Consider the following 22,583-nt stretch of genomic DNA (forward strand, 5'->3'; position numbering starts at 1 on the left):
CCCGGTGGTCCGGAAACGCCTGATCTCTCAAGGACACGTCTTTATTGCCGCGCCGGTCCGCCATGGTGCGCGGGAGGAACTGGAGGCTCTGCTGGCGACGATGACGGCGCTTCCCGGGCAAGCCGATCCCGACAACGCGCTCGTTCCCTTCAGCCGTCTGGAGCAGATCCACGTCGCACGCTTCGTGGTGCTGGACGATCCCTCGCTGCCTGACCGGATCGCGTTGGCAGAGAGCCTGCCGGTGAACGAGCCGGAGCGACTGGCTTTTATTGCGGATTTCGACGGTTCGGATGTGGCCTTTATCGAAGCGCTGGTGGCGGTGGCCGGGGCAGGGCTGCGGCGCATCTTTGCCTTCTGCATCGATTTCGAGGAGGACACAGACCTTGCCTCGTGGATGCTGGGCCATCGCCTGCCGACGGCGGCGAACTATATCAACTGGCCCGGCCGGAGCACGCGGCAGATCGCGGAAGAGGCCGAATTACACCGCGTGCTGCGGAGCGTAAGGCTCGCCCATGGCACCGGCTGCCCCGAGGATCTTTGGCCGATCATGGCAGAGGCGGGGAGGCGGGTGTCGCTGACGCCTTTGGAAGGCGCGACGTTCGGCCAGAAACTGCGCCATCTTGCTCATCTCCTGCTGCTGCCCGTGATCGGACTGATTCTGCTGCCGTTCATCGTGTTGGGCCTGATCCCCTTCATCCTCGTGCTCCGCCATCGCGAGAAGACCGACCCGGTCCTCGTCCCGGTACCGGACCGCGCGCGCAACCGCATGCTTTCGGCGCTGGAGGATCACGACGTGACCAACCAGTACAGCGCAATCGGCTCGCTCAAGCCCGGCCTGTTTCGGCGCTGGCTGACCATTGCCGTCCTCTGGGTAATCAACTGGGGCGCGCGTCATCTGTACTGCAAGGGACGGTTGGCGCGGGTGAACACGATCCATTTCGCCAGTTGGACGTTCCTCGACGACCGCCGCCGCGTCTATTTCGCCAGCAATTACGACGGCAGCCGCGAGGCCTATAACGACGATTTCATCAACAAGGTGGCCTTCGGGCTCAACCTCTCGTTTTCGAACGGGCTTGGCTATCCGCGCACCGATTGGCTGATTGTCGGCGGGGCGCGGCACGAGCAGGATTTCAAACGATATCTGTTCCACCACCAGATCCCGACACAGGTCTGGTACAAGGCGTTTCCCGGCCTTTCGAACTACGACATGGCGCGCAATGCCCGTATCCGCGCGGGGTTCGAGGCAGTGCCCAAGGGGGATGCGTTGCGCCGTTGGATCGCCGAGATATGAGCGGCCAATCCGCCTTCGCGCCCGGAGATGTGCAAGCTCTGGTTGATCGCGGGTTCGGCTCGCTCGACGGATCGCGCTATCTGCTGCTGCGAGTGGAGGAGGCAGGCGCGGCGCGGGCATGGCTGCGCGGCCTTGCCGTCACCACGCTGGCCGATGCGCGGGCGCGACGTCTGCCGCGGGTGTGCCAGATCGCTTTCACGGCGGCAGGGCTTCGGGCACTTGGGCTGCCGGTGGACGCCATACCCGGCTTTGCGCCCGAATTTCTTGACGGTTTGGCGGGCGATCCCGCGCGGTCGCGCCGGTTGGGAGACATCGGGGACAGCGCGCCGTCGCAGTGGCGCTGGGGCAGCGGCGAGAGAGAACCGCATGTCCTGCTGATCCTGCTGGCCGAAGCAGATGACATCGCGGGCTTCATGGCCGAGATGCTCGCGGGCATGCTCGCGAATGCCTGTTCGCTCATGCTTGCCAACGCGGCGAGCACGCATGTCGAGCGTGAGCCGTTCGGCTTTGTAGACGGCATTTCGCAGCCGGAGATCGACTGGGAGGGAGCGCTCGCGCCGGGGGGAGCGAAGGACCGGCTCTATCGAGCGCGCATAGCGCGGGGCGAATTCCTGCTCGGCCACGGCAACGAGTATGGGTTCATCGCCGATTATCCGGTCGAGGACGGCATCGGCCTGAACGGGACCTATCTCGTCTATCGCCAGCTTGTGCAGGATGTCGCCGGTTTCTGGGGCTGGGCTGCGCGGGCGGCGGGCGAGGGCGAAGCCGTGGCGCTGGCGGAGCGGATGGTCGGACGGCGGATCGATGGCGATCCGCTGCCGGCGCTCGGTGCCGTGGACCGAAACGGCTTCACCTTCGGCGGAGATCCGGACGGCATAGCCTGTCCGATCGGCGCGCATATCCGCCGGGCCAACCCGCGCAGCGGCGACGATCCGCGCGGGCGGCGGGGCTTTTTCGGCGATCTGATTTCTTCGCTGGGCCTCAAGGGCAGCGCCATCCACGATGCCGTCGCATCGGCGCGGTTTCACCGGGTGCTGCGGCGGGGGCGTCCTTACGGTCCGGCGCCGGATCCGCAGGCCGCCATGGCCGGGCGCGTCTCGGAAGAGGAATGCGGGCTGCACTTCATCGCGCTGAACGCCAGTCTCGCCCGTCAGTTCGAGTTCGTGCAGGGAAGCTGGATCGCCAGCCCCTATTTCGCGGGTCTCTCGGGGGGGCAGGATCCGCTGCTCGGCAATCGCTGTCCGGTAAACGGAGGGCTGCCGACCGATGCCTTCGCGCACCACGATACGGCGGGTAATCCGCGCCTTGCCTCGGGACTGCCGCGGTTCGTGACAGTGGTGGGCGGCGCCTATTTCTTTCTGCCGGGGATCGGCGGCCTCGCGCGGATCCTCAGGGATTAAGCGGCAATTCGAAGCCGACGTCGCAAGCGTGCTGGTACGCGCCTTTCGCATACCGACACACCGCGTCCAAACCCTTACTTCGTTGTGTATTCGCCGGGCTTGGCGTTGAAGTTTGCCACTGCAAAAGCGCGGGCGGCATTGGCTGTCTTGAAGAACTCTTCCTGAAGGGAAGACGTGACGAGCGGATAACCTTGCGAATTGTACCGTGTGGTTCTTACGGTCAGGCGAAAGTTTCCGTCCGCGTCCTTATTGATAAGGAAAGGGCGTGAGCTCGGATCGGACATGTTCAATTCCCGTTCAACGGTAGGCCTCTAAGGCCAGGAAAAGCGGTGCGGATGGCCTGAGCCACCCGCACGAACGCCCTTCAGGCCGGCTGAAGATTGACAGCCGAGGTCTTGCCGCGGTTGTCGGTTTCCAGATCGTAGGAAACGCGCTGATCCTTGGTCAGCGTGCCCATGCCTGCACGCTCCACGGCAGAGATGTGCACGAAGGCATCATTGCCGCCGGTTTCGGGCGCGATGAAGCCATAGCCCTTGTCGGCATTGAAGAATTTTACGGTTCCGGTAGTCATATGGAATATCCTTTGGCCGACGCGGCGCGCATGCGCCGTCGCGGCGCATTCCGGCTTCATGAGGCTCGTAAGGGACAAAGGGGGAAGCCAAAGGCTGCCCGATAGTCCGTCGCACGCGACGTCAGCACGGACAGCCATAGGCTGCATTTGCGGAAAATGCAATTTCAGACATGCGGGCCGGGGATGTTTCGTGTTGCCGGTACCCGCGCTACTCGAAACGCTCGGCCCCGGTCGGCTCCAGATGGACCTCGCCGTTCTTGCCCTGCCGATAGCGCGACATCTCGTAGTAGAGCCGTTTTCGCGCCCGGTTCTGGTTACCCAGCGGGCGGTGTTCGGGAACGCAGTGCCAAGGATTCCAGGTGAGTTGCCGGGCGAAAGCGAACTGTCCGGGCGCGCGGAATTCCTGCGGCGGAATGGTGATCCGGGCGACCGGAATATAGGGCGTGCGCGCCGGATCCCACAGCACTCCGGCTTGCTCCACGGGCTGGAGAAACGGGTCCTTCTGCAAGCGCAGTCGCATCTCGAACTGGGCCTCGCCCTCCCGCAGCGAGGCGGCAAGATTGTCACGCAGATAGTCGTCGCCGGGGCGCAGGGGCAGCCGGGGAATATGCGTGGAAACGCGGGTGAGGGGGTGGAAACTGTACTGCATCGCCTGCCCCTCTCCCAGCAGATAGGGCGTGCAGGAGAAGTACTCGTTGGCCAGCGGATTGGCGAGTGTGCGGTTCCACAGCGCCTGCATGATGAAGTCGCGCAAATGCGGCTGCTTCAGGTTGAGGAAGTACCAGATCCCCATCTCGCGCCGACTCCAATACTGAAGATGCGCGTTCGCGCGCGTATCCGGCGTGGGGAACGTGATGACGGTGACCGAGGTGAAATCCTGCGTGAAGCGTTCGTCGTCCATCAGCTTGGGGCCGGGCACGTCCATCAGCTTCACGCTCATGCTGCCGAAGCCAACATCGTCGATGTCGGGCTCCACGTGGGGGCCGGGGTTGGAGAAGCGGATCCAAGCGGGAAAGCTGCGCTCGCTGGCGAAGACGCCGCGCCGCACATGCTCGGGAAGGCCGGGCAGGACGGTGAAAGTGCCGCGCACCAGCCCGTGGGTCTTGGTATTGCCTGCGCGTTCGTAATGCCCCGGCTTGAAGTCGAGGTCGAGGTGGTGCTGCATCTCGGCAATGATCGTGTCGAGGCTGAGATCCTCGTCGGGGTCGACGTGTTCCCCGGCAATCGGCGGCACGTCGCGGCTGCGGGTGAGATTGATGGTCCCGTTGACAAGCCGCGTCAGCGGCATGCGTAGCGGCCGGTCGAACAGCGGGCGAAAGAAGGGATCGAAGCGGCGCTCGAAATGAAGGCCCCGTTCCAGCAGGCGATGGAGGAAAAGCAGCAAGGTCACGCCTCCCTGCGCTGGGCAAGGATGTCGGCGGCGAGCTTTTCGGCTGCGAGATAGATCGGCGCGGCAATGAACAGGCCGGGAATGCGCGGAAAGATCGCGGCATCGACGACACGCAGCGCGCGGACGCCGTGCACGCGCCCGGAACTGTCGAGCACCGGGCCGATGGCGGCGGTGCCGCAGGCATGGTGCCCCCAGGCATTGGTGCGCACCCAGTCGCGCAGGGCCTCGCCCGTCACTGTGGCGCCGGGCAGTTCCTCCTCGGCAATGACGCCGCGCGCCACGAGCGGGCGGGCGAGCGCGCGGGCCATCTCCACGCCTTCGACAAGGCCGGTGAGGTCGGCATCGCCGTTTTCCTCGAAATGCGCGAAATTAATCTGCGGCGCGTCGCGCGGATCGGACGAGGCAAGCCGCACGGTGCCCGCGCGATTGCCGGTCTGGCCTTTCAGCACGGTCCAGCTGAAGCCATCGAGTCCCGGCCAGAGATCGGCGGAATAACCGGGATAATAGCCTTTGAAGCGGGCCATCAGCCCCATCAGGAACAAGTCCGGCGCCCTGTCTCGCGCCGTGCTCGAACGGCGCAGGGCGGCCAGTGCCGCGCCGTTCGAGATGTACATGCCGCGCCTTTTCTCCTGCCATTCGCGATAGAGCGGGTCGCCTGGCGCGAAAGCGGCGCCTTCCAGCGAGCCCCAGGGCCGGGTCATGCGATGGACCAGGCTGATCTCGTAGCGATCCTGCAAATTGCAGCCGACTTCGGGCAAGTTCACGCGCGTCGCGATCCGGTGGGCGGCAAGCTGCGCGCTCTCGCCGATGCCGGAGAGCATCAGCAGCTGCGGCGTAGCGAAGGCACCCCCGGCCAGGATCACTTCGCTATCGGCAAGGCTCTCGCCCTCGGCCAGCGCCATGCCCGGACGGGGAGAGGCGCGGTAGAGATGCCGGCCGCGCAGCCATTCGACGCCGCAGGCACGCCCGGTCCCGTCGAACAGTACGCGCGTGGCAAGGCAGTCGGTCATGATGTCGAGCCGGCCCGGATGGCGGCGCCGCACAGCCTCCAGCCGCTCGCGCGCGCCGCTGCGGACATGGCCGCGCGTGGCGAGCGGGGTGTAGCAGACCTGCTCGCGGTCCTGACGCCGGCTGTCGTTGGGATCGCCCCAGTCGCGCAGGAAGACGCCGATCTTGCCGAGCCATCCGTGTTCGCTGGCAAGGTCCGCCAATGTGGCCAACAGGAGCGAGCGGATCAGCACTGCATCGCGCAGCGCCCTGGATGGCACGGCCTTTTCGACCGGCAGCCAGCCGTGCCAGCCATGGCCGGTGGGATCGATGCCAAGATGGGAAAGCGCGCGCCAGAGCGGCCGGTGGCGGCAGTTCTCGACCGCCTTGCGATGCGCGCGCATGGCACTGGCGGACCACCCGGTATCGTGGGTCTGCGCCGCCAGTCGGTCCCAGTCGCTGTCCGGCGGGGGCAGGAAGATCATGGCGTTGTGCGCGGTGCAGCCGCCCAACGAACCGGCACGGGGATAGGCGATCAGCCCGTCGCCATCCGCCTTGGGATCGGCCTTCGCCGCGCTCTCATCCGCGAAGTGCCTGACCCGGTGGTCCCACGCGAAATCGGGGTTTTCGGACGCGAAGGGATGGAAGGCCGGGATCTCATAGTCCGCCTTTGCCCGCCCTTCGGCATTTTCCTCCGATGGCGCGCAGGGATCGGGGCCGGCCTCGATCACGAGCACCCGCATGCCTGCTTCCACGAGCCGTGCGGCCACGGTGCCTCCGGCAGCGCCCGATCCCACCACGATATAGTCATGGGCGGGGGCGGACATCGTTCAGCTCAAATCGTCTTGAGGAATTCGATCAGCGCGCGCTTGTCCTCGTCGGAGAGCACCGGTTCGGTGCCGAATGCGCGCTCATCTCCGGTGGCATGCTGTTGCTGGTTGAACAGAGCGGTGCCGAAATAGTGGCCGCGATTGACCATGAAGTCCGGGCATTTGTTCAATGCCAGAAGTGGTCCGCGCAGAGCGGCGAAGTGCGCGCGCAGGGCCGCGTCGTCGGCTCCCTTCGGCACCGTCAGCAGGCTCTGCTTGAGCCGCGCGAGCAGGATCACAAGCTCGCCGTAATGCTTCGCGATGGCGCCGGGATCGCGGCTTTCGGCCAGCGGCTGGAGCGAGGCGAGCAGGTTGACCGGCATGCCGGCGGGGATCGGGCCAAGGTCGATATTGCCGTTGGCATCTTCCAGCGAGCGCAAGGCTTTTTGCGCCTCTTCGTCCAGCGGGCCGGGCGCCTTGGGCAGGAAGGAGGCGGGAACGTAGAGGTAGCTGCGCGCCGTGGTGCGGTCGATCATGCCCCAGGCGCCCGGGACTATCGCATCGTGTTCGCGCCGCTCAGGCCAGAGCATCTTGCCGATGGCGTCGTCGAACGCGGCCATGCGCCCGGCGACCGAGGGATCGCCGTTGAACTTGCCCACAGTGTTGTTGAGCAGGAACGGCGCGGTCGACCAGATCGAGACCAGCGACGGCACCCGCGTATAGCCGCGCCCGCCGCCCGGCATGCGATATTGCCGGACTTCGCCGGTGAACGGATCCTGATAGGAAACCGTGCCCACCGAAGGCAGGATCTTGTAGGATTCCGAGGAGAAATTGTCCCAGATATTGCCGCGCAGGGCATTGGTGGCGAGCGGGCTGCACAAGTTGGTGCGCAGCAGCGTCACCGGGATGCGGGCGTCGGTGCTGAAGTAGTTGTTCTGGCGGAAATCGGGCTGGGCGACGATGGCGCGCATCTTGCCCTTGAAGTCCTCGGTCTGGGTCCAGTGCCACCACGCCTTGAAGCGAGTGACATAGTCGGCCCCGATCGCATCGACCAGCGTGGCATTGGCGGGCGCCTCGGGCTGCTTGCTCGAATGGCAGCGCGCGCACGTATTGGCAAAAACCGTGGCGCCGCGCTGGAGCACTTGCGGGCTGGCCTTCAGGTAGCCCGCGCCGCCGGGCGCATTGGCCAGCGGATCGGGGCGCGCGGCCTTGAGGAAGAACAGCGCGGTCAGCGGCGTGCCCTTCTCGGTTGCGCGCCAGTAAGCCGAGTTGCGACGGGCCACCTTGATCTCGATCGGAGAGATGATCTTGCCGCCGACGACCGGGTTGAAATGTCTCAGCCATTCCTCGCTGAACAGGCCGATATTGAGGTAGACCCGGTTCAGCGCCCCCAGCGCGCCCACCGCATCGGCCCCGTCCTTGAGCACATGCGGCGTCCACACAGTGTCGGGCTTCTCGAAAAAGCGGGTCAGCGGGCCGGAATCGAAGATGTCGTTGAACTGGACGTTGTTCTTGCTGCCTCCGGCGAGTTTCTCGCGCCCGATGCGCCGCGCGACGTCGAGCCGGTCGCCCAGCAGGTAGACGGCATTCATGGTACGCGGATTGTTGATGTTGTCGGTGGAGACCAGCGACGTATCCATCGCGCCGGGCCGGTAGGTCGAGACCAGCTGGTACATGAAGTTCGATGGGTCCGGGTTCCACATGAACAGCCGGTCCACCCACATGTACTGTGCGCCTACGGTGGAGTTGAGGTTCGCGAAGGTGGGGTTGGCGGGGTCCGCGGGCGGGTGCGTGGGGCTGGGGCCGACATGGCAAAACCCGCAGCTCATGCCCACGCGATAGGGGCGGACGAGGTTCGGATCGTTGTAGTAACGCGGATCGGTGTAATAGCGCTTGGCGTCCCAGTGCGCCTTGGCCTTCTCGTCGAAAGCGGGATTGGGAAAGAGCCGCAGGCCGAGAATGCCGGAGGGCTCCCCGAAATAGGAGCCGACCGGGACATTGGAGCCGCGCGCGCCGATCTTCACGCCCGGGTACTTCTGCGCATTGGCAAAGGGGTCGGGCGGGCAGGCGGGATCGCGACGGTCGCGCCAGAGGCCGTACTGGTCAGGCGCTGTCGCGGGCGAGAAGCACGGTTCGTTGACGAGGCCGAGCACTTTCCAGCGCGTAGGGCGGGCATTGGGACTGCCGGGCGGCGGCGCGACGATCTTCAGCAAGTCGAAGCCGCCCAGCGTGGGCTTGCTCATGCCGTCCCAGAAGCGGTCGTTGCCGCCGCTCCAGACGAGCCACATGTTGCGTCCCTTCACCTCATCGAGGGTGAGCGGGGCGCCATCGTCCATGGCCTTGAAATAGTCCTCGTCCGCCTGGACGAGAACGTCGTCCCGCACGCCGGCTTGCTGCGCTTCGTCCTTCGGGCCGGCATGACAGGCGGCCAGGGCAGTGAGCGACACCGCGACCGACAAGCGCAGGACGGTTTTCTGGCCAGCGAATTTGTAGCAGGTCACTTTCTTGCAGGTCACCATGCTTCCCCCCGATAGCGCCGCCCATGTCCCATGGTGCGGATTTACCTGTGGTATTTACCGGCGACCCCAAGCACCGAATGGAATGCGGCGCTGAAAGATATCGGAAATCAAGAGGACCCGATTTGAAGCGGAGGTCAAGCGTTTTTGGCTGGGGTTCGGATGATGTTTACAAGCATCAATAGTCGCTTGTTTCTTGTCCTTTGGATATCCGTAGCCGATTCAACTGTTTGGTCGCGGCTCCAAGGGTATGGGGACGCTGCCGTGTGGCCGGGCGTTTGCTGCCGTCGAAACGGCCTGACTTGGCCCGCTATCTGGCGGCTTTGCGCCCAATTCCCGGGGTGAGCGCCGGAACTGCGACTGGTGGTTTCGATCCACATGTGCTATTTCGGAAATGCTGACGTCGAATTTGCGACGGGTCTCGGCAATATTGGCATTTTGAGCGGAGGTTTTCTCGGCTCAATTTCCTCTTGCGACGATTTCCTTTCATTCGATGATTTGACGCCTAAAAGTCGCACGATATTCGTGCGCACAATAATCGTTTCTTGAAAGGAGACGCAAAATGCCAGTCGGAACCGTTAAATTCTTCAACGTCGATAAGGGTTTTGGTTTCATCTCGCCTGAAGACGGCGGCCAGGACAGCTTCGTGCACATTTCGGCCGTTCAGAATTCCGGCATGCAGACGCTCGAGCGTGACCAGCGCGTCTCGTATGAGATCGAAGTTGCCCGCAACGGCAAGGCTTCGGCAGTCAATCTCCGCTCGGTTTGATCGTGACTGCGCAGGGCGGCCCCGCCAGCCCTGCCAGCCGATCGAACGCCGCTGCCGATTGTCAGGAATTTCGACATGAGCATGAGCCGGAGTTATTGCGACGAGATGGCTCGCCTGGCTAACCAGGCGGCTGCTCAGGCAACTTTGACCAACGTGCGGGATCGCGAACTGAGGTCCGCTTCCGCATGGCAAGCCATGTCGGAACGCATCCTCAAGACCGAGCAAGCGCGCGAAATGAAGGAGCGGGAACGCGTCGAGGCCTCCGTCAAGGATGACGGGGCCGAAGGCGATCGTTCCGGGAAATTGCAGTAGCGGATCGGATCCGCGATACCTGTCGCCGCAGGATGGGGGCCTTGCCTTCATCCTGCGGCGGAATGTCTCTCCCTCCGGATGCGTCACCCACACCGTGGCGTGGGCAGCACCGGTTCAGTCCACCATTGCGGCGACAAGAACGCGAAGTTCTTCGGGGGAGAGTGCGGCGCGCGTCGCATCCAGTGCTTGACCGAAAGGCGACGGCAGGCTGCCGCGGGAAGATTTATCGTAGGGACGCTTGAAGGCGTCGGTAATTTTATTGATCATGTAGTCCTAAATTCGCGGCCCTCGGCCGCTTTTTTATCGTCTGAAACCGCTGCGTCGTGCGCCGGGTCCAGCCTGGCCGGGGGTGCGTTCGCGGAATACGATGCGGCCCTTGCTCAGGTCATAAGGTGTCATTTCGACGTGGACGCGGTCACCGACAACCGTGCGGATACGGAACTTGCGCATCTTGCCCGCCGTATAGGCGATGATGCGGTGCCCGTTGTCGAGCAGGACGGCGAAACGTCCATCGGGAAGCACTTCCTCAATGAAGCCTTCCATCGTCAGCAATTCTTCTTTCGCCAATCTAACGGTCCTCGGATATGCGTTTTGCCCTGCCAGTGCACGGATGCAAAGCCAGGAGTGAATGCCAGGAAGCCGAAGAGGAAAGCGAGGTCGCAGCCATTCAGGCGCAAAATCGCGTCATTGAGCGACGCAGCACCCGCCAGATAGGGAATGACGCGGCCAATTTCAAGTCAAAGAAACGGCCATGGCCCCTATCCAGATAGGTGCTCGCGGAACAAAATCAATAATCGCCGAGTCAGTTTTGCCTATCGGTGACTGAGGGACCCTTGGGTGGCTGCATTCCTGAGGACGTCAGTATTTCTTCTTCGTATCAGCCCGGCGGAAGGATCTCCGCTGGACCGCGAAGGCTTGCCAGCCGACGGATGTGGCCAGAATCGTCGTGCCGGTGATTACGGCCTCAAGGGTAAGGAGATCGGCTCCCACGGCATTCTCCTCGTTCGCGGGAACGATGCGTTCCCTGATCGGACCGAGAGAACTCCGCGCCCGATTTTCGGAGGCTAACACCGGGTAGAGGGAGTGCCTAGGCGAATCTCGATTTCCGAGGCGCGGAATGCGCCCGAATCGCGCCCGGGGCGGGGAGAGCGGCAACCAGATTGTCGCCAAGCGTCTGGTAGAATTCGCATATCCCGAGGATTGCCGATTCCGAAAAAAGTCTGGGATCGATGGCCTTCCCGATATCCTTTTGGCCTGAGGCGATGCGGATGTCGGCGCGAAGCTGGCGAGCGGCCTCTTCGCCGGGCTGGCGGCCCAGCGCCGATGCGATCCGCATCAACGCGCGCAGCCGGGTCAGGGCATGAAAGTCCATGCCCAGCAGCGACTGCACCGCCGAAAGTTTGCGAATGGCCGCATCGGCAGGCGGATTTTCGCCATATTCGCGGATACGCTGGCCGCTCGCGAGCAGAATGGCGTCGAGCAGGTTGAACAGGAAGCGGTCCAGTTCCTTCAGCCGATTCCCGTTCATGCGGATGAGCGCGGTCACGCCCTTCGCGGTGGGTGGCGAGAACGGCGCGGCGTGGCTCGCCCAGAAGGCGCAGCCCGACGACAATGTACGATGTGCGGTGGCAACGGCCGCAAGAGGCCCGGTCGGGATAGCGAGATCAGTTGGCGATCGATCGATGACGCCTTGTCCTTTCCGACGTTTGCCCTTCTCCGAAACAGTCAGAACAGAGGAGCGCCTTGCGCGTGAAGGCTTCGCCTAACACAGCGATCCCGGTTCTGCCATGGCCGAATTGCGAGCGGCGGGGGCGCGTGAGCGGCCAAAATTCCTAGGCGGAGAGCCCGGATTGTCTTTCTTTTCTCCTATCATAGCCTCCGTGTGGGGGGCTTTCATCATCGCTCGGCGTAGCCGGCGGCATAGGAGACGAAGTTGACCATCAAGACCATCGAGGAACGGCTCACGTTCCTTGAGTTCAATGCTGCGCAGCGGCGTGTGCTCGCATCTGCCCAGCCGCTCCTGCGCAAGTGTATCGGCCCCGCTCTCGACCGTTTCTACGCCCGTGTCCGCGCGACGCCTGAAATGGTGCGCATGTTCCGGGGTGACAGCCATATCGATTCCGCCAAGTCCGCGCAGGTGGGCCACTGGATGCGCATCGCCACCGGCAAGTTCGATCAGGATTACTACGACGCCGTTTCACGGATCGGCAAAGTCCATGCGACCATCGGGCTGGAGCCGCGCTGGTACATCGGCGGCTATGCGATGATCCTTGAGGAGATCATGGCCGCCGTGGAGCGCACCGCCAGCCCGTGGCGCCGCCTGTTCCGCCCCTGCAGCGATGCCGGCAAGGTCAATCGCGCACTGGTGAAGGCGGCGATGCTGGACATGGACTTGTCCATCTCGATCTATTTCCGCGAGGCAGAGGCAGAGCGCACGCAGGCGATCACGGCGCTGGACCGGGCGATGTCGCGTCTGGCCGATGGCGATCTGGTGCATGACATCGACGATCTGCCGCGGACCTATCTCTCGCTCACCCAGTCCTACAACAAAAGCCTTGCCAACTTGCGCGGTACCATCGGCTCGGTGGTGGAGACCTCCAGCGCCATCCAGGGCGGCGCGGGCGAGATTGCACGCGCTTCGGAAGATCTGGCCCGCCGCACCGAGAGCAATGCCGCCAGTCTGGAACAGGCGGCGGCGACGCTGCAGCAGGTGGAGGACCGCGTGAAGGTCACCGCCGGCGGCGCGCAGGAAACGCTGGAGATCGCGGGCGAAGCACTCAACGCCGTTGGGCAGGGGCGTGGCGTGGCAGTGGATGCCGTGCAGGCCATGCGCACCGTGCTGGAGAGCGCGCGCGGGATCGACGGCGTGATCGAGGGCCTCGACAAGATCGCCTTCCAAACGCGGGTTCTGGCGATGAACGCGGCGGTGGAAGCCGGCCGCGCGGGTGAGGCAGGGCGCGGTTTCGCGGTCGTGGCCGATCTCGTCAGTTCGCTGGCCATGCGGTCCGAGGAAGAGGCACGCCGCGCCCGCGACGGGCTTTCGGCCACCCGCAACGAGATCGAGGAAGCGGCTTCGGCCGTCACCCGCGTCGATCAGGAGTTGGAACGGATCGCTGGCGAGGTGGACCGGGTGCACAAGCTGGTCGCCTCCATGGCGCGCGATAACGATGCGCAGGCTATCGCCATCAGCGAGATCAACGCGACTGTTGGTATGATGGATCGTTCGACCCAGCAGAACGCGGCGATGGTGGAGCAGACTTCGGCGGCGACCCGGTCGCTCTCGTCCGATGCCACTGCGCTGGCCGTGCAGGCGGGGCTGTTTCAGATCGAGGAAGGACGCAAGCCGGGCCTTCGCGCGGCCTGAGGATTCGCTTCAGGCTAGGATTACGGGCCGGCCTCTCGATCATCCGCAGGCCGACCAGTCAAACACTCCGTCGCCCCCGCGAAGGCGGGGGCCCCGCTTCCTTTTCGCCACGCCTGAAGAAAAGCGGGGTTCCCGCCTTCGCGGGAACGACGTGGGTGTTTTTTGGCAGGGTGGGGTGTCGATTGGCCCAAACCCGACCTCACACGTTCCCGGTATCCTTCACCGTCTCCATCGCGACGTAAGTCGATGTGCTGGAAACGTGGGGCAGATTGGACAGCTTCTCCCCCAGCACCTCGCGATAGCGGCGGATGTCGCGGGTGCGGACTTTCAGCAGATAGTCGAAGTGGCTGGCCAGCATGTGGCATTCCTCCACTTCGGGAATGCGCCGCACCGCCGCGTTGAATTCCTTCAGCGCCTGCTCGCGCGTGTCGGACAGTTTCACTTCGGTGAAGGCCACGTGATCCAGCCCCAGCGCAGCCGGATCGACTGCCGCGTGAAAGCCCCGGATCACCCCCGAATCGATCAGCCGCCGCAGCCGCACCTGACAGGGCGTCTTGGACAGGCCGACTACGCGCGCGAGTTCGGTGACGCTGATCCGCCCATCGTTTCTGAGCGTTGCGATGATCTTGCGGTCGTGTTCGTCCAGATCGACTGATTTGATCGGTTTGGCCATGCGAACAGACTAGGTATGGCTTGAACATAAGTCCATATGGCCTGTTTAAGTCGCGTGAAAAGGCGGATTGCCACGTGCGCCCGCGATATTGTGCGCGCATGACCCAGACCCCGCCATTCGCCGCCCCATTTGCTGCCTTCGCCCCCGCCGTCAGCGCGCCGACCGCGCTGCGCAGCGCCATCACCGATGCCTTCCGCCGCGACGAGGCCGAATGCATGGCCCCGCTGCTGGCCGCCGCGACGCTGCCCGACGCCACCCGCGCCGCCGTCCGTGCCACCGCCAGCAATCTCGTCACCACGCTGCGTGCCAACCACAAGGGCACCGGCGTCGAGGGTCTGGTGCAGGAATACTCGCTGTCGAGCGAGGAGGGCGTCGCGCTCATGTGTCTGGCAGAGGCGCTGCTGCGCATTCCCGACGATGCTACCCGCGATGCGCTGATCCGCGACAAGATCGCCGGTGGCGACTGGGGTGCGCACCTTGGCAATGGCAAGTCGCTGTTCGTCAATGCCGCCACCTGGGGCCTTGTCGTCACCGGCAAGCTGGTCGGGAGCGTCGATGACAAGGGCCTCGGCGCCGCGCTGACGCGCCTTGTCGCGCGCGCCGGTGAACCGGTGATCCGTCGCGGCGTCGACATGGCGATGCGCCTGATGGGCGAACAGTTCGTCACCGGCGAAACCATCGACGAAGCGGTGAAGCGCGCGCGCGAACTGGAAGAAAAGGGCTTCCAGTACAGCTACGACATGTTGGGCGAAGCCGCCACCACCGCCGCCGACGCGGACCGTTACAACATCGATTACGTCAATGCCATCCACGCCATCGGCAAGGCCAGCGCCGGGCGCGGCGTCTATGGCGGGCCCGGCATCTCGATCAAGCTTTCCGCCCTCCACCCGCGCTATGTCCGCGCGCAGGCGGACCGGGTGATGGGCGAACTGCTGCCGCGCGTGAAGGCGCTGGCGGTGATCGCCAAGGGCTACGACATCGGCCTCAACATCGATGCCGAGGAAGCGGACCGCCTCGAACTCTCGCTCGACCTGTTAGAGAGCCTGGCGCTCGATCCCGATCTGGCAGGCTGGGACGGCCTTGGCTTCGTGGTGCAGGCCTATGGCAAGCGCTGCCCCTATGTGCTCGACTGGATCATCGATCTGGCCCGCCGCGCCGGCCGCCGCATGATGGTGCGTCTGGTCAAGGGCGCCTACTGGGATGCCGAAATCAAGCGCGCGCAAGTCGATGGGCTGGCCGATTTCCCGGTGTTCACCCGCAAGGTCCATACCGACGTGTCCTACGTCGCCTGCGCGCAGAAGCTGCTGGCCGCGCCGGACGCGGTGTTCCCGCAGTTCGCCACCCACAACGCGCAGACGCTGGCGACGATCTACCAGCTTGCCGGGCCGGACTTCGCCATCGGCAAGTATGAGTTCCAGTGCCTGCACGGCATGGGCGAGCCGCTCTATTCGCAGGTCGTCGGCAAGGACAAGCTGGACCGTCCCTGCCGCATCTACGCGCCGGTCGGCACGCATGAGACGCTGCTGGCCTACCTCGTGCGCCGCCTGCTGGAGAACGGCGCGAACTCCTCGTTCGTGAACCGCATTGCCGATCCGGCGGTGCCGGTGGACGAGATGGTTGCCGATCCGGTCGACATCGTCCGCGCCATGCCGCAGCCCGGCGCGCGCCATAGCGAGATCGCCGCACCTGCCGGCCTCTACGCTGGTCGCCGCAACTCCGCCGGTATCGATCTGGCCGACGAGACGGCGCTGACCGCGCTCACCGCCGCACTTCAGGCCTCCGTGACGCGCGAATGGTTCGCCATGCCGGCCAATGCGCAGGGCAAGGTGCGCGACGTGCTGAACCCCGCCGACCACCGCGACGTGGTGGGCAAGGTGATGGAAGTAGCGCCCGAAGCCGCCGCCGTCATGGTCGCGCGCGCCGCGATCAGCCGCTGGGGCGGTACGCCGGTGGCCGACCGTGCCGCCATGCTCGATGCCGCTGCCGACATGATGCAGGCGCGGATCGGCGAGCTGATGGGTCTTGTCATCCGCGAAGCCGGCAAGTCGGCCGCCAATGCCATTGCCGAAGTGCGCGAGGCGATCGACTTCCTGCGCTATTACGCGCAGCAGGCCCGCGCGACGTTCGGTGCGGAGCAAGTCGCCCTCGGCCCCGTCGTCTGCATCAGCCCGTGGAACTTCCCACTGGCGATCTTCGCCGGGCAGGTTGCCGCCGCGCTCGTCGCCGGCAATACCGTGCTGGCCAAGCCCGCCGAAGAGACCCCGCTGATCGCCGCCGAAGCCGTCCGCATCCTGCATGAGGCCGGGGTTCCGGCCGACGCGCTGCAACTGGTTCCGGGCGACGGCAAGGTCGGCGCCGCGCTGGTGGCCGCGCCGCAAGTGGCCGCCGTCATGTTCACGGGCTCCACTGAGGTCGCGCGCCTGATCCAGAAGCAGCTCTCGGGTCGCACCTCGGCGGATGGCCGTGCCATTCCGCTGATTGCCGAGACCGGCGGCCAGAACGCGATGATCGTCGATTCCTCCGCGCTTGCCGAGCAAGTGGTGGCGGACGTCATCGCCTCTGCCTTCGACTCCGCCGGTCAGCGCTGCTCGGCGCTGCGCGTGCTGTGCCTTCAGGAAGACGTGGCCGACCGCACCTTGAAGATGTTGAAGGGCGCGCTGGCTGAACTCTCCGTCGGCAATACCCAGACGCTGGCGACCGACATCGGCCCGGTCATCACCGCAGAGGCGCAGACCAACATCGCCGCGCATATTGAGACGATGAAGGCACGCGGCTGCAAGGTGGAGCAGGTGGCGATCCCCGCCGAGTGTGCAAAGGGCACGTTCGTCGCCCCCACCATCGTCGAGATCGACAGCATCGCCCAGCTTGGCCGAGAGGTCTTCGGCCCCGTACTCCATGTCGTCCGCTTCCGCCGCGACGATCTGCCGGGTCTGATCGATGCTATCAACGGCACCGGCTATGGCCTGACCTTCGGCCTGCACACCCGCCTCGACGCCACGGTGGAGCGCGTCACTTCGGCGGTGAAGGCGGGCAATCTCTACGTCAACCGCAACACCATCGGCGCGGTCGTCGGCGTGCAGCCGTTCGGCGGGCGCGGGCTTTCGGGCACCGGCCCCAAGGCGGGCGGTCCGCTCTACCTCGGCCGTCTGGTCACCAAGGCGCCCGAAGTGCTCGGTCCAGCAGGGCACGGCGCGCCGCTGGTGGAAGCCTTCGCCGCATGGCTTGAGAGCGTGGGCGAGGCGAGCGCCGCTGTCCAGGCGCGCAAGATCGGCGCGGCATCCGCCCTCGGCACCGAGATGGAACTGACCGGCCCGGTGGGCGAGCGCAACCTCTACGCGCTTCACCCGCGCGGCCGCGTGCTGCTGCGCCCGGCCACCCGCGCCGGCCTCTTCGCGCAGATGGCAGCGGTACTGGCCACCGGCAACACCGCTGCCGTGGAGGGCATGGACGTCCCCGGCGGCCTGCCTGCCGAGATCGAGGCGCGGTTCCACCCCGTCGCGGGCGAAGCCTTCGCGGCCTGCCTTGTGGAGGGTGACGCCGCCGCCGTGCGCGCCGCCTGCGAGGCCGTGGCGGCGATGTCCGGCCCGATTGTGCCGGTGCACGTCAGCGCGGGACCCAATGGTGCCTGGTTGCTGGAAGAGGTCTCCACCTCGATCAACACCACGGCGGCGGGCGGCAATGCCAGCCTGATGATGATCGGCTGATCCGCTTTCATCACTGCGACTCGGGCGGGCCGCTCCCTTCGTGGGGGCGGTCCGTTGTCGTTTTCGCTAGGTGACAGGCCGGTTGACACAGTTGACACGGTCCAGAGAAAATCTCGCCGGTGTCACCTTGCAGCAGCCGCCAGAGGGCAAGCCGCTGATCCTGCCCGCAATTCGAGTCGTGCCGCGCCGCATGGCGCAAGAGTCTCAAATCGCACGCTTGTAGGAAAACGAAACACGCCGGAAACAGTCGCCGCAGCCCGGCTGAGGCCCGTCTCGTCCGCTTTCCGGCAACCCGGACGGCCCGCCATTCTTCACATCTTTGCGACCGACCGTCACAGGTGTAGGATATCAGGTGGAGAAACACCCATGGGCAGGATGATCGTAGAGGCTGCCACGAGCATCGACGGATATTGGACCGATGCCGATGGCGTGACCGTTTTCCCGGTCGACGACGCGCGGCGCGCCAAGATGGTTGCGCGGCTGGCGGATACTTGCGGTGCCGTGGTGATGAGCGCCCATGCCTTCGCGGCGGGCGGCGATCCCGATTGGTATGCCGACAATTACGAGCTTCAGGTGCCGATCTTCGTCGTTACCGACCATGCCCCCGTTCCCGCGCCGCGGGAGAATGCGCGGCTGCACTTCCACTTTCACGCCGATTTCGCCTCCACTTTCGCTGCGGCCCAGAACGTGGCGGGCGAGAGGGCGGTGCTGGTGATCGGCGGAGCGCGAACGGTTAGTGCCGCGCTCAGCACCGGCAAGGCGGATGAGATCTGGCTGCGCGTAATGTCCCGTGCGCTGGGCAGGGGCGCGCCGCTGTTCGATGAAGATATGCCCTTCGAGGACTATTTCGTGTCCGAGATGGAGAACACGCCCAGCGCCGTCCACATGCGGCTGGAGCGGCGGGACCAGAATTAGGCCGGCGCGGCCTACCTCGCCCCATCAAAAACTACTTCGTCGCCCCCGCGAAGGCGGATGACGGAGAGTAATGGGCGCAGCTAGCGTATTGAGCGCCTCAGGCGCAGGCCGGAACCGCTTCCAGTTCCACGCCGCGCTTGTGATGCGCCAGCGTCAGCAGGAACACTGCCAGACCGCCCAACGACAGCCCCGCGCCGATCCATCCAGTGGAGGTCAGCCCCCAACCCGCCGAGATCGCCAGCCCGCCCAGCCACGGGCCCAGCGCATTGGCAAAGTTGAAAGCGCTGTGGTGCGCGGCGGCGGCCAGTGCCTGCGCCTCGCCCGCGACGTCCATCAGGCGCGTTTGCAGGATTGTGCCGAGGCCGCCGGAGAAGCCCACCATCAGGATCACCGGAACCAGCGTCCAGATATTGCCCGCCGCAAAGGGGAACAGCGCCAGCGAGAAGGCGCTGAACAGCAGCGCACCGATCGCCGCGCGGCTCTGCGCGCGGTCGGCCGCCCAGGCCCAGAACAGGTTGCCCACGGTCATGCCCACGCCGAACACCGCCAGTACCAGCGGTACCATGGTTTCGGGCACTTTTGTCACTTCGATCATGGTCGAGGCGATGTAGGTATAGACCGCGAAGAGCCCGCCGAAGCCGATCGCGCCGGTCAGCAGCGTCAGCAGAACTTGCGGACGGCGCAATGCACCCAGCTCGCGCATCGGGCTCGCGCCTTCCGAAGGCCGCTGGTGCGGCGCGAACAGTGCGACGAGAGCCACGGTAATCAGCGCCAGCACCGAAACGACGGCAAAGCCTGCACGCCAGCCCAGAGCCTGCCCCAGCCAGTTGGCGGCGGGAACACCGATCACGGTGGCGACCGTCAGGCCCGACATGACCATGGCCACGGCCTGCGCGCGCCGGTTTTCCGGCACCATGGAGGCGGCCACCAGCGCTGCCACGCCGAAATAGGCGCCGTGCGGCAGGCCGGAGAGGAATCGGAACAGGATCAGCAGCGGATAGCTCGGCGCCATGGCCGAAAGCCCGTTGCCCAGCGCGAACAGCGCCATCAGCCCGATCAGCAGCGTCCGCCGCCCCAGTCGTGCCGCCAGTACCGCGATCACCGGCGCGCCCACGAAGACGCCCAGTGCGTAGGCGCTGATCGCATGGCCCGCTTGCGGCTCAGTCAGATGCAAATCGCGCGCGAAATAGGGCACGAGGCTCATGGCCGCGAATTCGGTCGTGCCGATCGCGAAAGCGCCCATCGCCAGCGCGAGCGTGACGAGTGCGGGGTGGGTATGAGAGGCGTTTCGATTGGTCATGTTGCACTGCAATATTGGGGGCATTTGGGCCTTACTGCAACCCGGCGCAAAGCCAATACGATTCGGAGGTGCGTTTTCTGCATGTTAAAGTTCGGCAGTCGCAACCGAAGTGATCCGGCGCGGACGCGCTTTAACTTCGGATAAGCAGATTCTCGCTATCGCTTTGGCGGGGGGCGACCAACATGTCGCCAAGGGAATCGCTGCGTGCGCCATGAAACACCAGAGGCCGAACGGAGGGCCGGACCGGAAAGGTCCGGACTGAAGGCGCGCCTGCGTGTCCCGCGCGGCTCATCCGGCGACGTTCCGCAGGAAGATTGGCGCCGCTTGGAGGCAAGCGCCCGGCTGCCGTCGCAGATGCTCGCGTTCTACGAAGCGCTTGTCGCCACCATGCTGGCGGGCTGCGTGCGACGCGTGGTGGCGATCCGTGAGAGTGGTCGGCCCATCGCGCTGCTGCCGCTGTGCCGCCGGCCGGGCTGGTTCGGGCGCTGGCATGTGGCGGGTGAGCGACAGGTCTACGAACCGGTCGATGCGCTGTGCCGCGATGATGTGGCCGCCGCCGCGCTGGGGCAGGAGCTGGCGCGGCTCAGGCGTCCGTTGCGGTTGGAGCGGGTGCCGACGGATTCTCCCCTGGTGGCGGCGCTCGGCACGGCGATGAAGGGCAGGGGCCTGCTGGTCGTCCGCCCCGCCACGGGATGCCCGACGATTGCCATAGACCCCGCCGCGCCCGATCCCGAGGCGCGCTTCAACGCGGGCCGCCGCTCCGATTTCCGCCGGGCCCGCCGCCGGGCGGAGGCCGAAGGCGAAGTCACTTTTGAAATGCACGCGCCCAGCCGCGCCACGTTCGACGCCCTGTTCGACGAGGCGGTGGAGATCGAACGGAGCGGCTGGAAGGGCGATGCGGGTACGGCTTTGGGATGCGATCCGGTCAAGGCTGCGTTCTTCCGCGATTTTCTGAGCCGCGCGAGTGGGGAGGGTGCCTGCCGCGTGGCCTTCATGCGGATCGGCAGCAAGGCCGTGGCGATGCAGCTCGCGGTGGAATTCCAGCGCCGTTACTGGCTGTTCAAGATCGGGTTCGACACCGCCTTCTCGCGCGTGTCTCCCGGCAATCTGCTGATGCTTCATGCGCTGGCCGATGCCACCGGGCGAGGGCTGCTGGGCATCGAATTGCTGGGCGAAGTGGAGCCGTGGATCATGGATGTCTGGACGCGCGAGGCGATGGCCTGCGTGCGGCTCCAGACCTATCCGTTCAACCTCCACGGCCTTGCCGCGCTCGTGGTGGAGGCGGCCAACTGGCTGTGGCAGCGGCGACCGGGCCGCGGATGAGCGCAGGCATCGGCACAAAATTGCGTGTGGCCTTCTCGCGCACGGTGGAGGCTGTGGCTCCCGCGCCCGACGCGGCGGCAGCAGCGCGGGCGGCGGTTTCCTTGCACAGACGGGGTATGGCCGCGACGCTCAGCTACTTTCCGGCGTGGGACGGCGTACCGGGCGGGATCGTGACCGCCTGCGGGGCCCTGTCACGCGCCTTGAACGGCGCGGTTCCGGGCACGTGCCTGGCTATCAAGGCGTCCCCACTCCATTTCGACAAGGACCTGCTGCGCGCCGTCGCCACTCCGGCCAGCGCGGCGGGCATGACCGTGGTGTTCGACGCGCTGACCCACGCGCAGGCGGGGCCGACGCTCGATCTGGTCGAGTGGCTGGCCGGCGAATACGGCACAAGCGGCACTGCGCTCCCTGCCCGCTGGCAGCGCAGCGCGGCCGACGCCGAACGCTTGCGCGACGCGCCCGTGCGCATCCGTCTGGTCAAGGGCGAGTGGGCCGATCCGGATAGCGACGCGGGCGACCTTTCGGTGGCATTTCTCGAATTGGTGCGCCTGCTCGCCGGACGATCCGCGCCGGTGGGCGTAGCCACGCACGACCCGACTCTGGCCCGCGCGGCGCTGGAGATCCTGAGAGCCTCGGGTACCCCCTGCGAACTGGAACAGTTGCGCGGCCTTCCCATGAAGCGCAGCAGCCGGGTGGCGGTCGAACTCGGCGCGCCAGTGCGGCTCTACTGGCCCTTCGGCCCGGGCTGGTGGCCCTACGCCGCCGAGAAACTGGTCGAACGGCCTTATCTGCCGAAGTGGTGGGTGCAGGATCGCTTGAAGGGCAAGCGATGAAGGTTCGGTCATATCTTCTCGGCCTTGCCGTGCTTTTGGCAGTTTCCGGCTGCGCCACAACGAACGATGAAGATCGCCGGAAGATACAGGCTCTGGATGATGTCTCGCTTTGGCGTTCTTCGATTGCGGATGGGGCCTTCAACGAGGCGCGTTGCCGAGGGATGAGTGCTCGTCAAGCGGAGGCATGGTACAAAATGCGATTTGCTGACCGGGAAAAGCGCATCGATAAAGCAATGAAGGTCCGTTATGGCGGTTTGCCGGACGTGTATATCATCCCGATTAGTCGCAGGTGCCCATCTTATCGGGGGGCGATTGATCGCCATGAAATGAGACTGAGCGTCCTCGAACAACGTCTCGGCCTTTGAAGATCTAAACGTTCGGCGCCGGTCTGGGCGAATGAGTAGGCAAGATGGATGATAGGAAGTC

21 protein-coding genes are annotated in these 22,583 nt (G+C 65.3%); 10 read left to right on the forward strand and 11 right to left on the reverse strand.

The annotated features are described in order from the left end of the window. The first annotated feature begins 4 nt into the window (after positions 1-4). Together AC1VVM_RS07675 and AC1VVM_RS07680 are read left to right on the forward strand one after the other, a co-directional pair. The gene (locus AC1VVM_RS07675; RefSeq protein ID WP_482956270.1) at positions 5-1,291 is read left to right on the forward strand and encodes a hypothetical protein; all 1,287 of its coding nucleotides are present in this window, start codon (positions 5-7) and stop codon (positions 1,289-1,291) included. After that, positions 1,288-2,691 (forward strand): Dyp-type peroxidase, encoded by a 1,404-nt coding sequence (locus AC1VVM_RS07680; protein WP_482956271.1) that lies wholly within the window; start codon positions 1,288-1,290, stop codon positions 2,689-2,691. The genes AC1VVM_RS07675 and AC1VVM_RS07680 overlap by 4 nt, the downstream gene beginning before the upstream one ends. 74 nt (positions 2,692-2,765) lie before the next feature. Here AC1VVM_RS07680 and AC1VVM_RS07685 read toward each other — a convergent pair whose 3' ends face one another. The 5 genes from AC1VVM_RS07685 to AC1VVM_RS07705 form a co-directional block, all read right to left on the reverse strand. Continuing rightward, a complete protein-coding gene (locus tag AC1VVM_RS07685) occupies positions 2,766-2,975 on the reverse strand; it encodes a hypothetical protein (RefSeq protein WP_132389118.1) in 210 nt (69 codons plus the stop codon). Between the two features lie 80 nt (positions 2,976-3,055). Beyond that, positions 3,056-3,262: a cold-shock protein gene (locus tag AC1VVM_RS07690; RefSeq protein ID WP_132389120.1), complete on the reverse strand. Its 207-nt coding sequence runs from the start codon at positions 3,260-3,262 to the stop codon at positions 3,056-3,058. A gap of 208 nt (positions 3,263-3,470) precedes the next feature. Then, positions 3,471-4,652, reverse strand: coding sequence for a catalase family protein (locus AC1VVM_RS07695; protein WP_482956272.1), 1,182 nt, complete (start codon positions 4,650-4,652; stop codon positions 3,471-3,473). Then, positions 4,649-6,466 (reverse strand): GMC family oxidoreductase, encoded by a 1,818-nt coding sequence (locus AC1VVM_RS07700; protein ID WP_482956273.1) that lies wholly within the window; start codon positions 6,464-6,466, stop codon positions 4,649-4,651. Before AC1VVM_RS07700 ends, AC1VVM_RS07695 begins: the two co-directional genes overlap by 4 nt. Positions 6,467-6,474: 8 nt before the next feature. Next, the gene (locus tag AC1VVM_RS07705) at positions 6,475-8,967 is read right to left on the reverse strand and encodes a hypothetical protein (protein ID WP_482956274.1); all 2,493 of its coding nucleotides are present in this window, start codon (positions 8,965-8,967) and stop codon (positions 6,475-6,477) included. A 559-nt stretch (positions 8,968-9,526) separates the two neighbouring features. Between AC1VVM_RS07705 and AC1VVM_RS07710 the strand changes: the two genes are divergently transcribed. Together AC1VVM_RS07710 and AC1VVM_RS07715 are read left to right on the forward strand one after the other, a co-directional pair. Beyond that, positions 9,527-9,733 (forward strand): cold-shock protein, encoded by a 207-nt coding sequence (locus AC1VVM_RS07710; protein ID WP_132389122.1) that lies wholly within the window; start codon positions 9,527-9,529, stop codon positions 9,731-9,733. A gap of 75 nt (positions 9,734-9,808) precedes the next feature. Continuing rightward, positions 9,809-10,045 (forward strand): hypothetical protein, encoded by a 237-nt coding sequence (locus tag AC1VVM_RS07715; RefSeq protein ID WP_243652631.1) that lies wholly within the window; start codon positions 9,809-9,811, stop codon positions 10,043-10,045. A gap of 114 nt (positions 10,046-10,159) precedes the next feature. Here the strand turns inward: AC1VVM_RS07715 and AC1VVM_RS07720 are convergent, their stop codons facing one another. From AC1VVM_RS07720 to AC1VVM_RS07735, 4 genes are all read right to left on the reverse strand, one after another. Continuing rightward, the gene (locus AC1VVM_RS07720; RefSeq protein ID WP_165912212.1) at positions 10,160-10,312 is read right to left on the reverse strand and encodes a hypothetical protein; all 153 of its coding nucleotides are present in this window, start codon (positions 10,310-10,312) and stop codon (positions 10,160-10,162) included. 33 nt (positions 10,313-10,345) lie between these two features. Then, entirely contained in the window at positions 10,346-10,612 is a 267-nt protein-coding gene (gene infA / locus AC1VVM_RS07725; protein WP_132389124.1) for a translation initiation factor IF-1, read from the reverse strand. Between the two features lie 291 nt (positions 10,613-10,903). After that, complete coding sequence (locus AC1VVM_RS07730; RefSeq protein WP_482903437.1) at positions 10,904-11,035, reverse strand: hypothetical protein; 132 nt, start codon at positions 11,033-11,035, stop codon at positions 10,904-10,906. Between the two features lie 97 nt (positions 11,036-11,132). Continuing rightward, positions 11,133-11,657: a hypothetical protein gene (locus tag AC1VVM_RS07735; RefSeq protein ID WP_482903438.1), complete on the reverse strand. Its 525-nt coding sequence runs from the start codon at positions 11,655-11,657 to the stop codon at positions 11,133-11,135. A gap of 321 nt (positions 11,658-11,978) precedes the next feature. Between AC1VVM_RS07735 and AC1VVM_RS07740 the strand changes: the two genes are divergently transcribed. Next, positions 11,979-13,409 carry a protoglobin domain-containing protein gene (locus AC1VVM_RS07740; protein ID WP_482903439.1) on the forward strand — a complete coding sequence of 477 codons (1,431 nt, stop codon included), beginning with the start codon at positions 11,979-11,981 and terminating at the stop codon, positions 13,407-13,409. Positions 13,410-13,608: 199 nt separating this feature from the next. On the opposite strand, the gene AC1VVM_RS07745 is transcribed toward AC1VVM_RS07740, so the two are convergent. Beyond that, on the reverse strand, positions 13,609-14,082 hold the full coding sequence (locus AC1VVM_RS07745) for an Lrp/AsnC family transcriptional regulator (RefSeq protein WP_482903440.1): 474 nt from the start codon (positions 14,080-14,082) through the stop codon (positions 13,609-13,611). 98 nt (positions 14,083-14,180) lie between these two features. Here AC1VVM_RS07745 and putA point away from each other — a divergent pair, with 98 nt between their 5' ends. After that, the gene (gene putA / locus AC1VVM_RS07750) at positions 14,181-17,786 is read left to right on the forward strand and encodes a trifunctional transcriptional regulator/proline dehydrogenase/L-glutamate gamma-semialdehyde dehydrogenase (protein WP_482956275.1); all 3,606 of its coding nucleotides are present in this window, start codon (positions 14,181-14,183) and stop codon (positions 17,784-17,786) included. A gap of 366 nt (positions 17,787-18,152) precedes the next feature. After that, complete coding sequence (locus AC1VVM_RS07755; protein ID WP_132389132.1) at positions 18,153-18,701, forward strand: dihydrofolate reductase family protein; 549 nt, start codon at positions 18,153-18,155, stop codon at positions 18,699-18,701. A 97-nt stretch (positions 18,702-18,798) separates the two neighbouring features. On the opposite strand, the gene AC1VVM_RS07760 is transcribed toward AC1VVM_RS07755, so the two are convergent. Continuing rightward, on the reverse strand, positions 18,799-20,001 hold the full coding sequence (locus AC1VVM_RS07760; protein WP_482903442.1) for an MFS transporter: 1,203 nt from the start codon (positions 19,999-20,001) through the stop codon (positions 18,799-18,801). A gap of 324 nt (positions 20,002-20,325) precedes the next feature. On the opposite strand from AC1VVM_RS07760, the gene AC1VVM_RS07765 reads away from it, so the two are divergent. From AC1VVM_RS07765 to AC1VVM_RS07775, 3 genes are read left to right on the forward strand one after another with little or no spacing between them, the layout of a single operon-like run. Next, positions 20,326-21,324 (forward strand): GNAT family N-acetyltransferase, encoded by a 999-nt coding sequence (locus tag AC1VVM_RS07765; RefSeq protein WP_482903443.1) that lies wholly within the window; start codon positions 20,326-20,328, stop codon positions 21,322-21,324. Further along, complete coding sequence (locus AC1VVM_RS07770) at positions 21,321-22,157, forward strand: proline dehydrogenase (RefSeq protein ID WP_482903444.1); 837 nt, start codon at positions 21,321-21,323, stop codon at positions 22,155-22,157. Before AC1VVM_RS07765 ends, AC1VVM_RS07770 begins: the two co-directional genes overlap by 4 nt. Then, positions 22,154-22,522, forward strand: a complete 369-nt coding sequence (locus AC1VVM_RS07775) for a hypothetical protein (protein WP_482956276.1) — start codon at positions 22,154-22,156, stop codon at positions 22,520-22,522. Before AC1VVM_RS07770 ends, AC1VVM_RS07775 begins: the two co-directional genes overlap by 4 nt. The last annotated feature ends 61 nt before the right edge of the window (positions 22,523-22,583 follow it).

It is taken from the genome of Novosphingobium sp. BL-S-33 (assembly GCF_056857025.1).

Bases quoted from the DNA above. Each gene is read 5' to 3' on its own strand.
- AC1VVM_RS07685 (WP_132389118.1), bottom strand. From the start codon at position 2,975: ATGTCCGATCCGAGCTCACGCCCTTTCCTTATCAATAAGGACGCGGAC.
- AC1VVM_RS07755 (WP_132389132.1), top strand. From the start codon at position 18,153: ATGGGCAGGATGATCGTAGAGGCTGCCACGAGCATCGACGGATATTGG.
- AC1VVM_RS07770 (WP_482903444.1), top strand. From the start codon at position 21,321: ATGAGCGCAGGCATCGGCACAAAATTGCGTGTGGCCTTCTCGCGCACG.
- AC1VVM_RS07775 (WP_482956276.1), top strand. From the start codon at position 22,154: ATGAAGGTTCGGTCATATCTTCTCGGCCTTGCCGTGCTTTTGGCAGTT.
- AC1VVM_RS07720 (WP_165912212.1), bottom strand. From the start codon at position 10,312: ATGATCAATAAAATTACCGACGCCTTCAAGCGTCCCTACGATAAATCT.
- AC1VVM_RS07680 (WP_482956271.1), top strand. From the start codon at position 1,288: ATGAGCGGCCAATCCGCCTTCGCGCCCGGAGATGTGCAAGCTCTGGTT.
- AC1VVM_RS07715 (WP_243652631.1), top strand. From the start codon at position 9,809: ATGAGCATGAGCCGGAGTTATTGCGACGAGATGGCTCGCCTGGCTAAC.
- AC1VVM_RS07700 (WP_482956273.1), bottom strand. From the start codon at position 6,466: ATGTCCGCCCCCGCCCATGACTATATCGTGGTGGGATCGGGCGCTGCC.
- AC1VVM_RS07690 (WP_132389120.1), bottom strand. From the start codon at position 3,262: ATGACTACCGGAACCGTAAAATTCTTCAATGCCGACAAGGGCTATGGC.
- putA (WP_482956275.1), top strand. From the start codon at position 14,181: ATGACCCAGACCCCGCCATTCGCCGCCCCATTTGCTGCCTTCGCCCCC.
- AC1VVM_RS07760 (WP_482903442.1), bottom strand. From the start codon at position 20,001: ATGACCAATCGAAACGCCTCTCATACCCACCCCGCACTCGTCACGCTC.
- AC1VVM_RS07710 (WP_132389122.1), top strand. From the start codon at position 9,527: ATGCCAGTCGGAACCGTTAAATTCTTCAACGTCGATAAGGGTTTTGGT.
- AC1VVM_RS07745 (WP_482903440.1), bottom strand. From the start codon at position 14,082: ATGGCCAAACCGATCAAATCAGTCGATCTGGACGAACACGACCGCAAG.
- AC1VVM_RS07705 (WP_482956274.1), bottom strand. From the start codon at position 8,967: ATGGTGACCTGCAAGAAAGTGACCTGCTACAAATTCGCTGGCCAGAAA.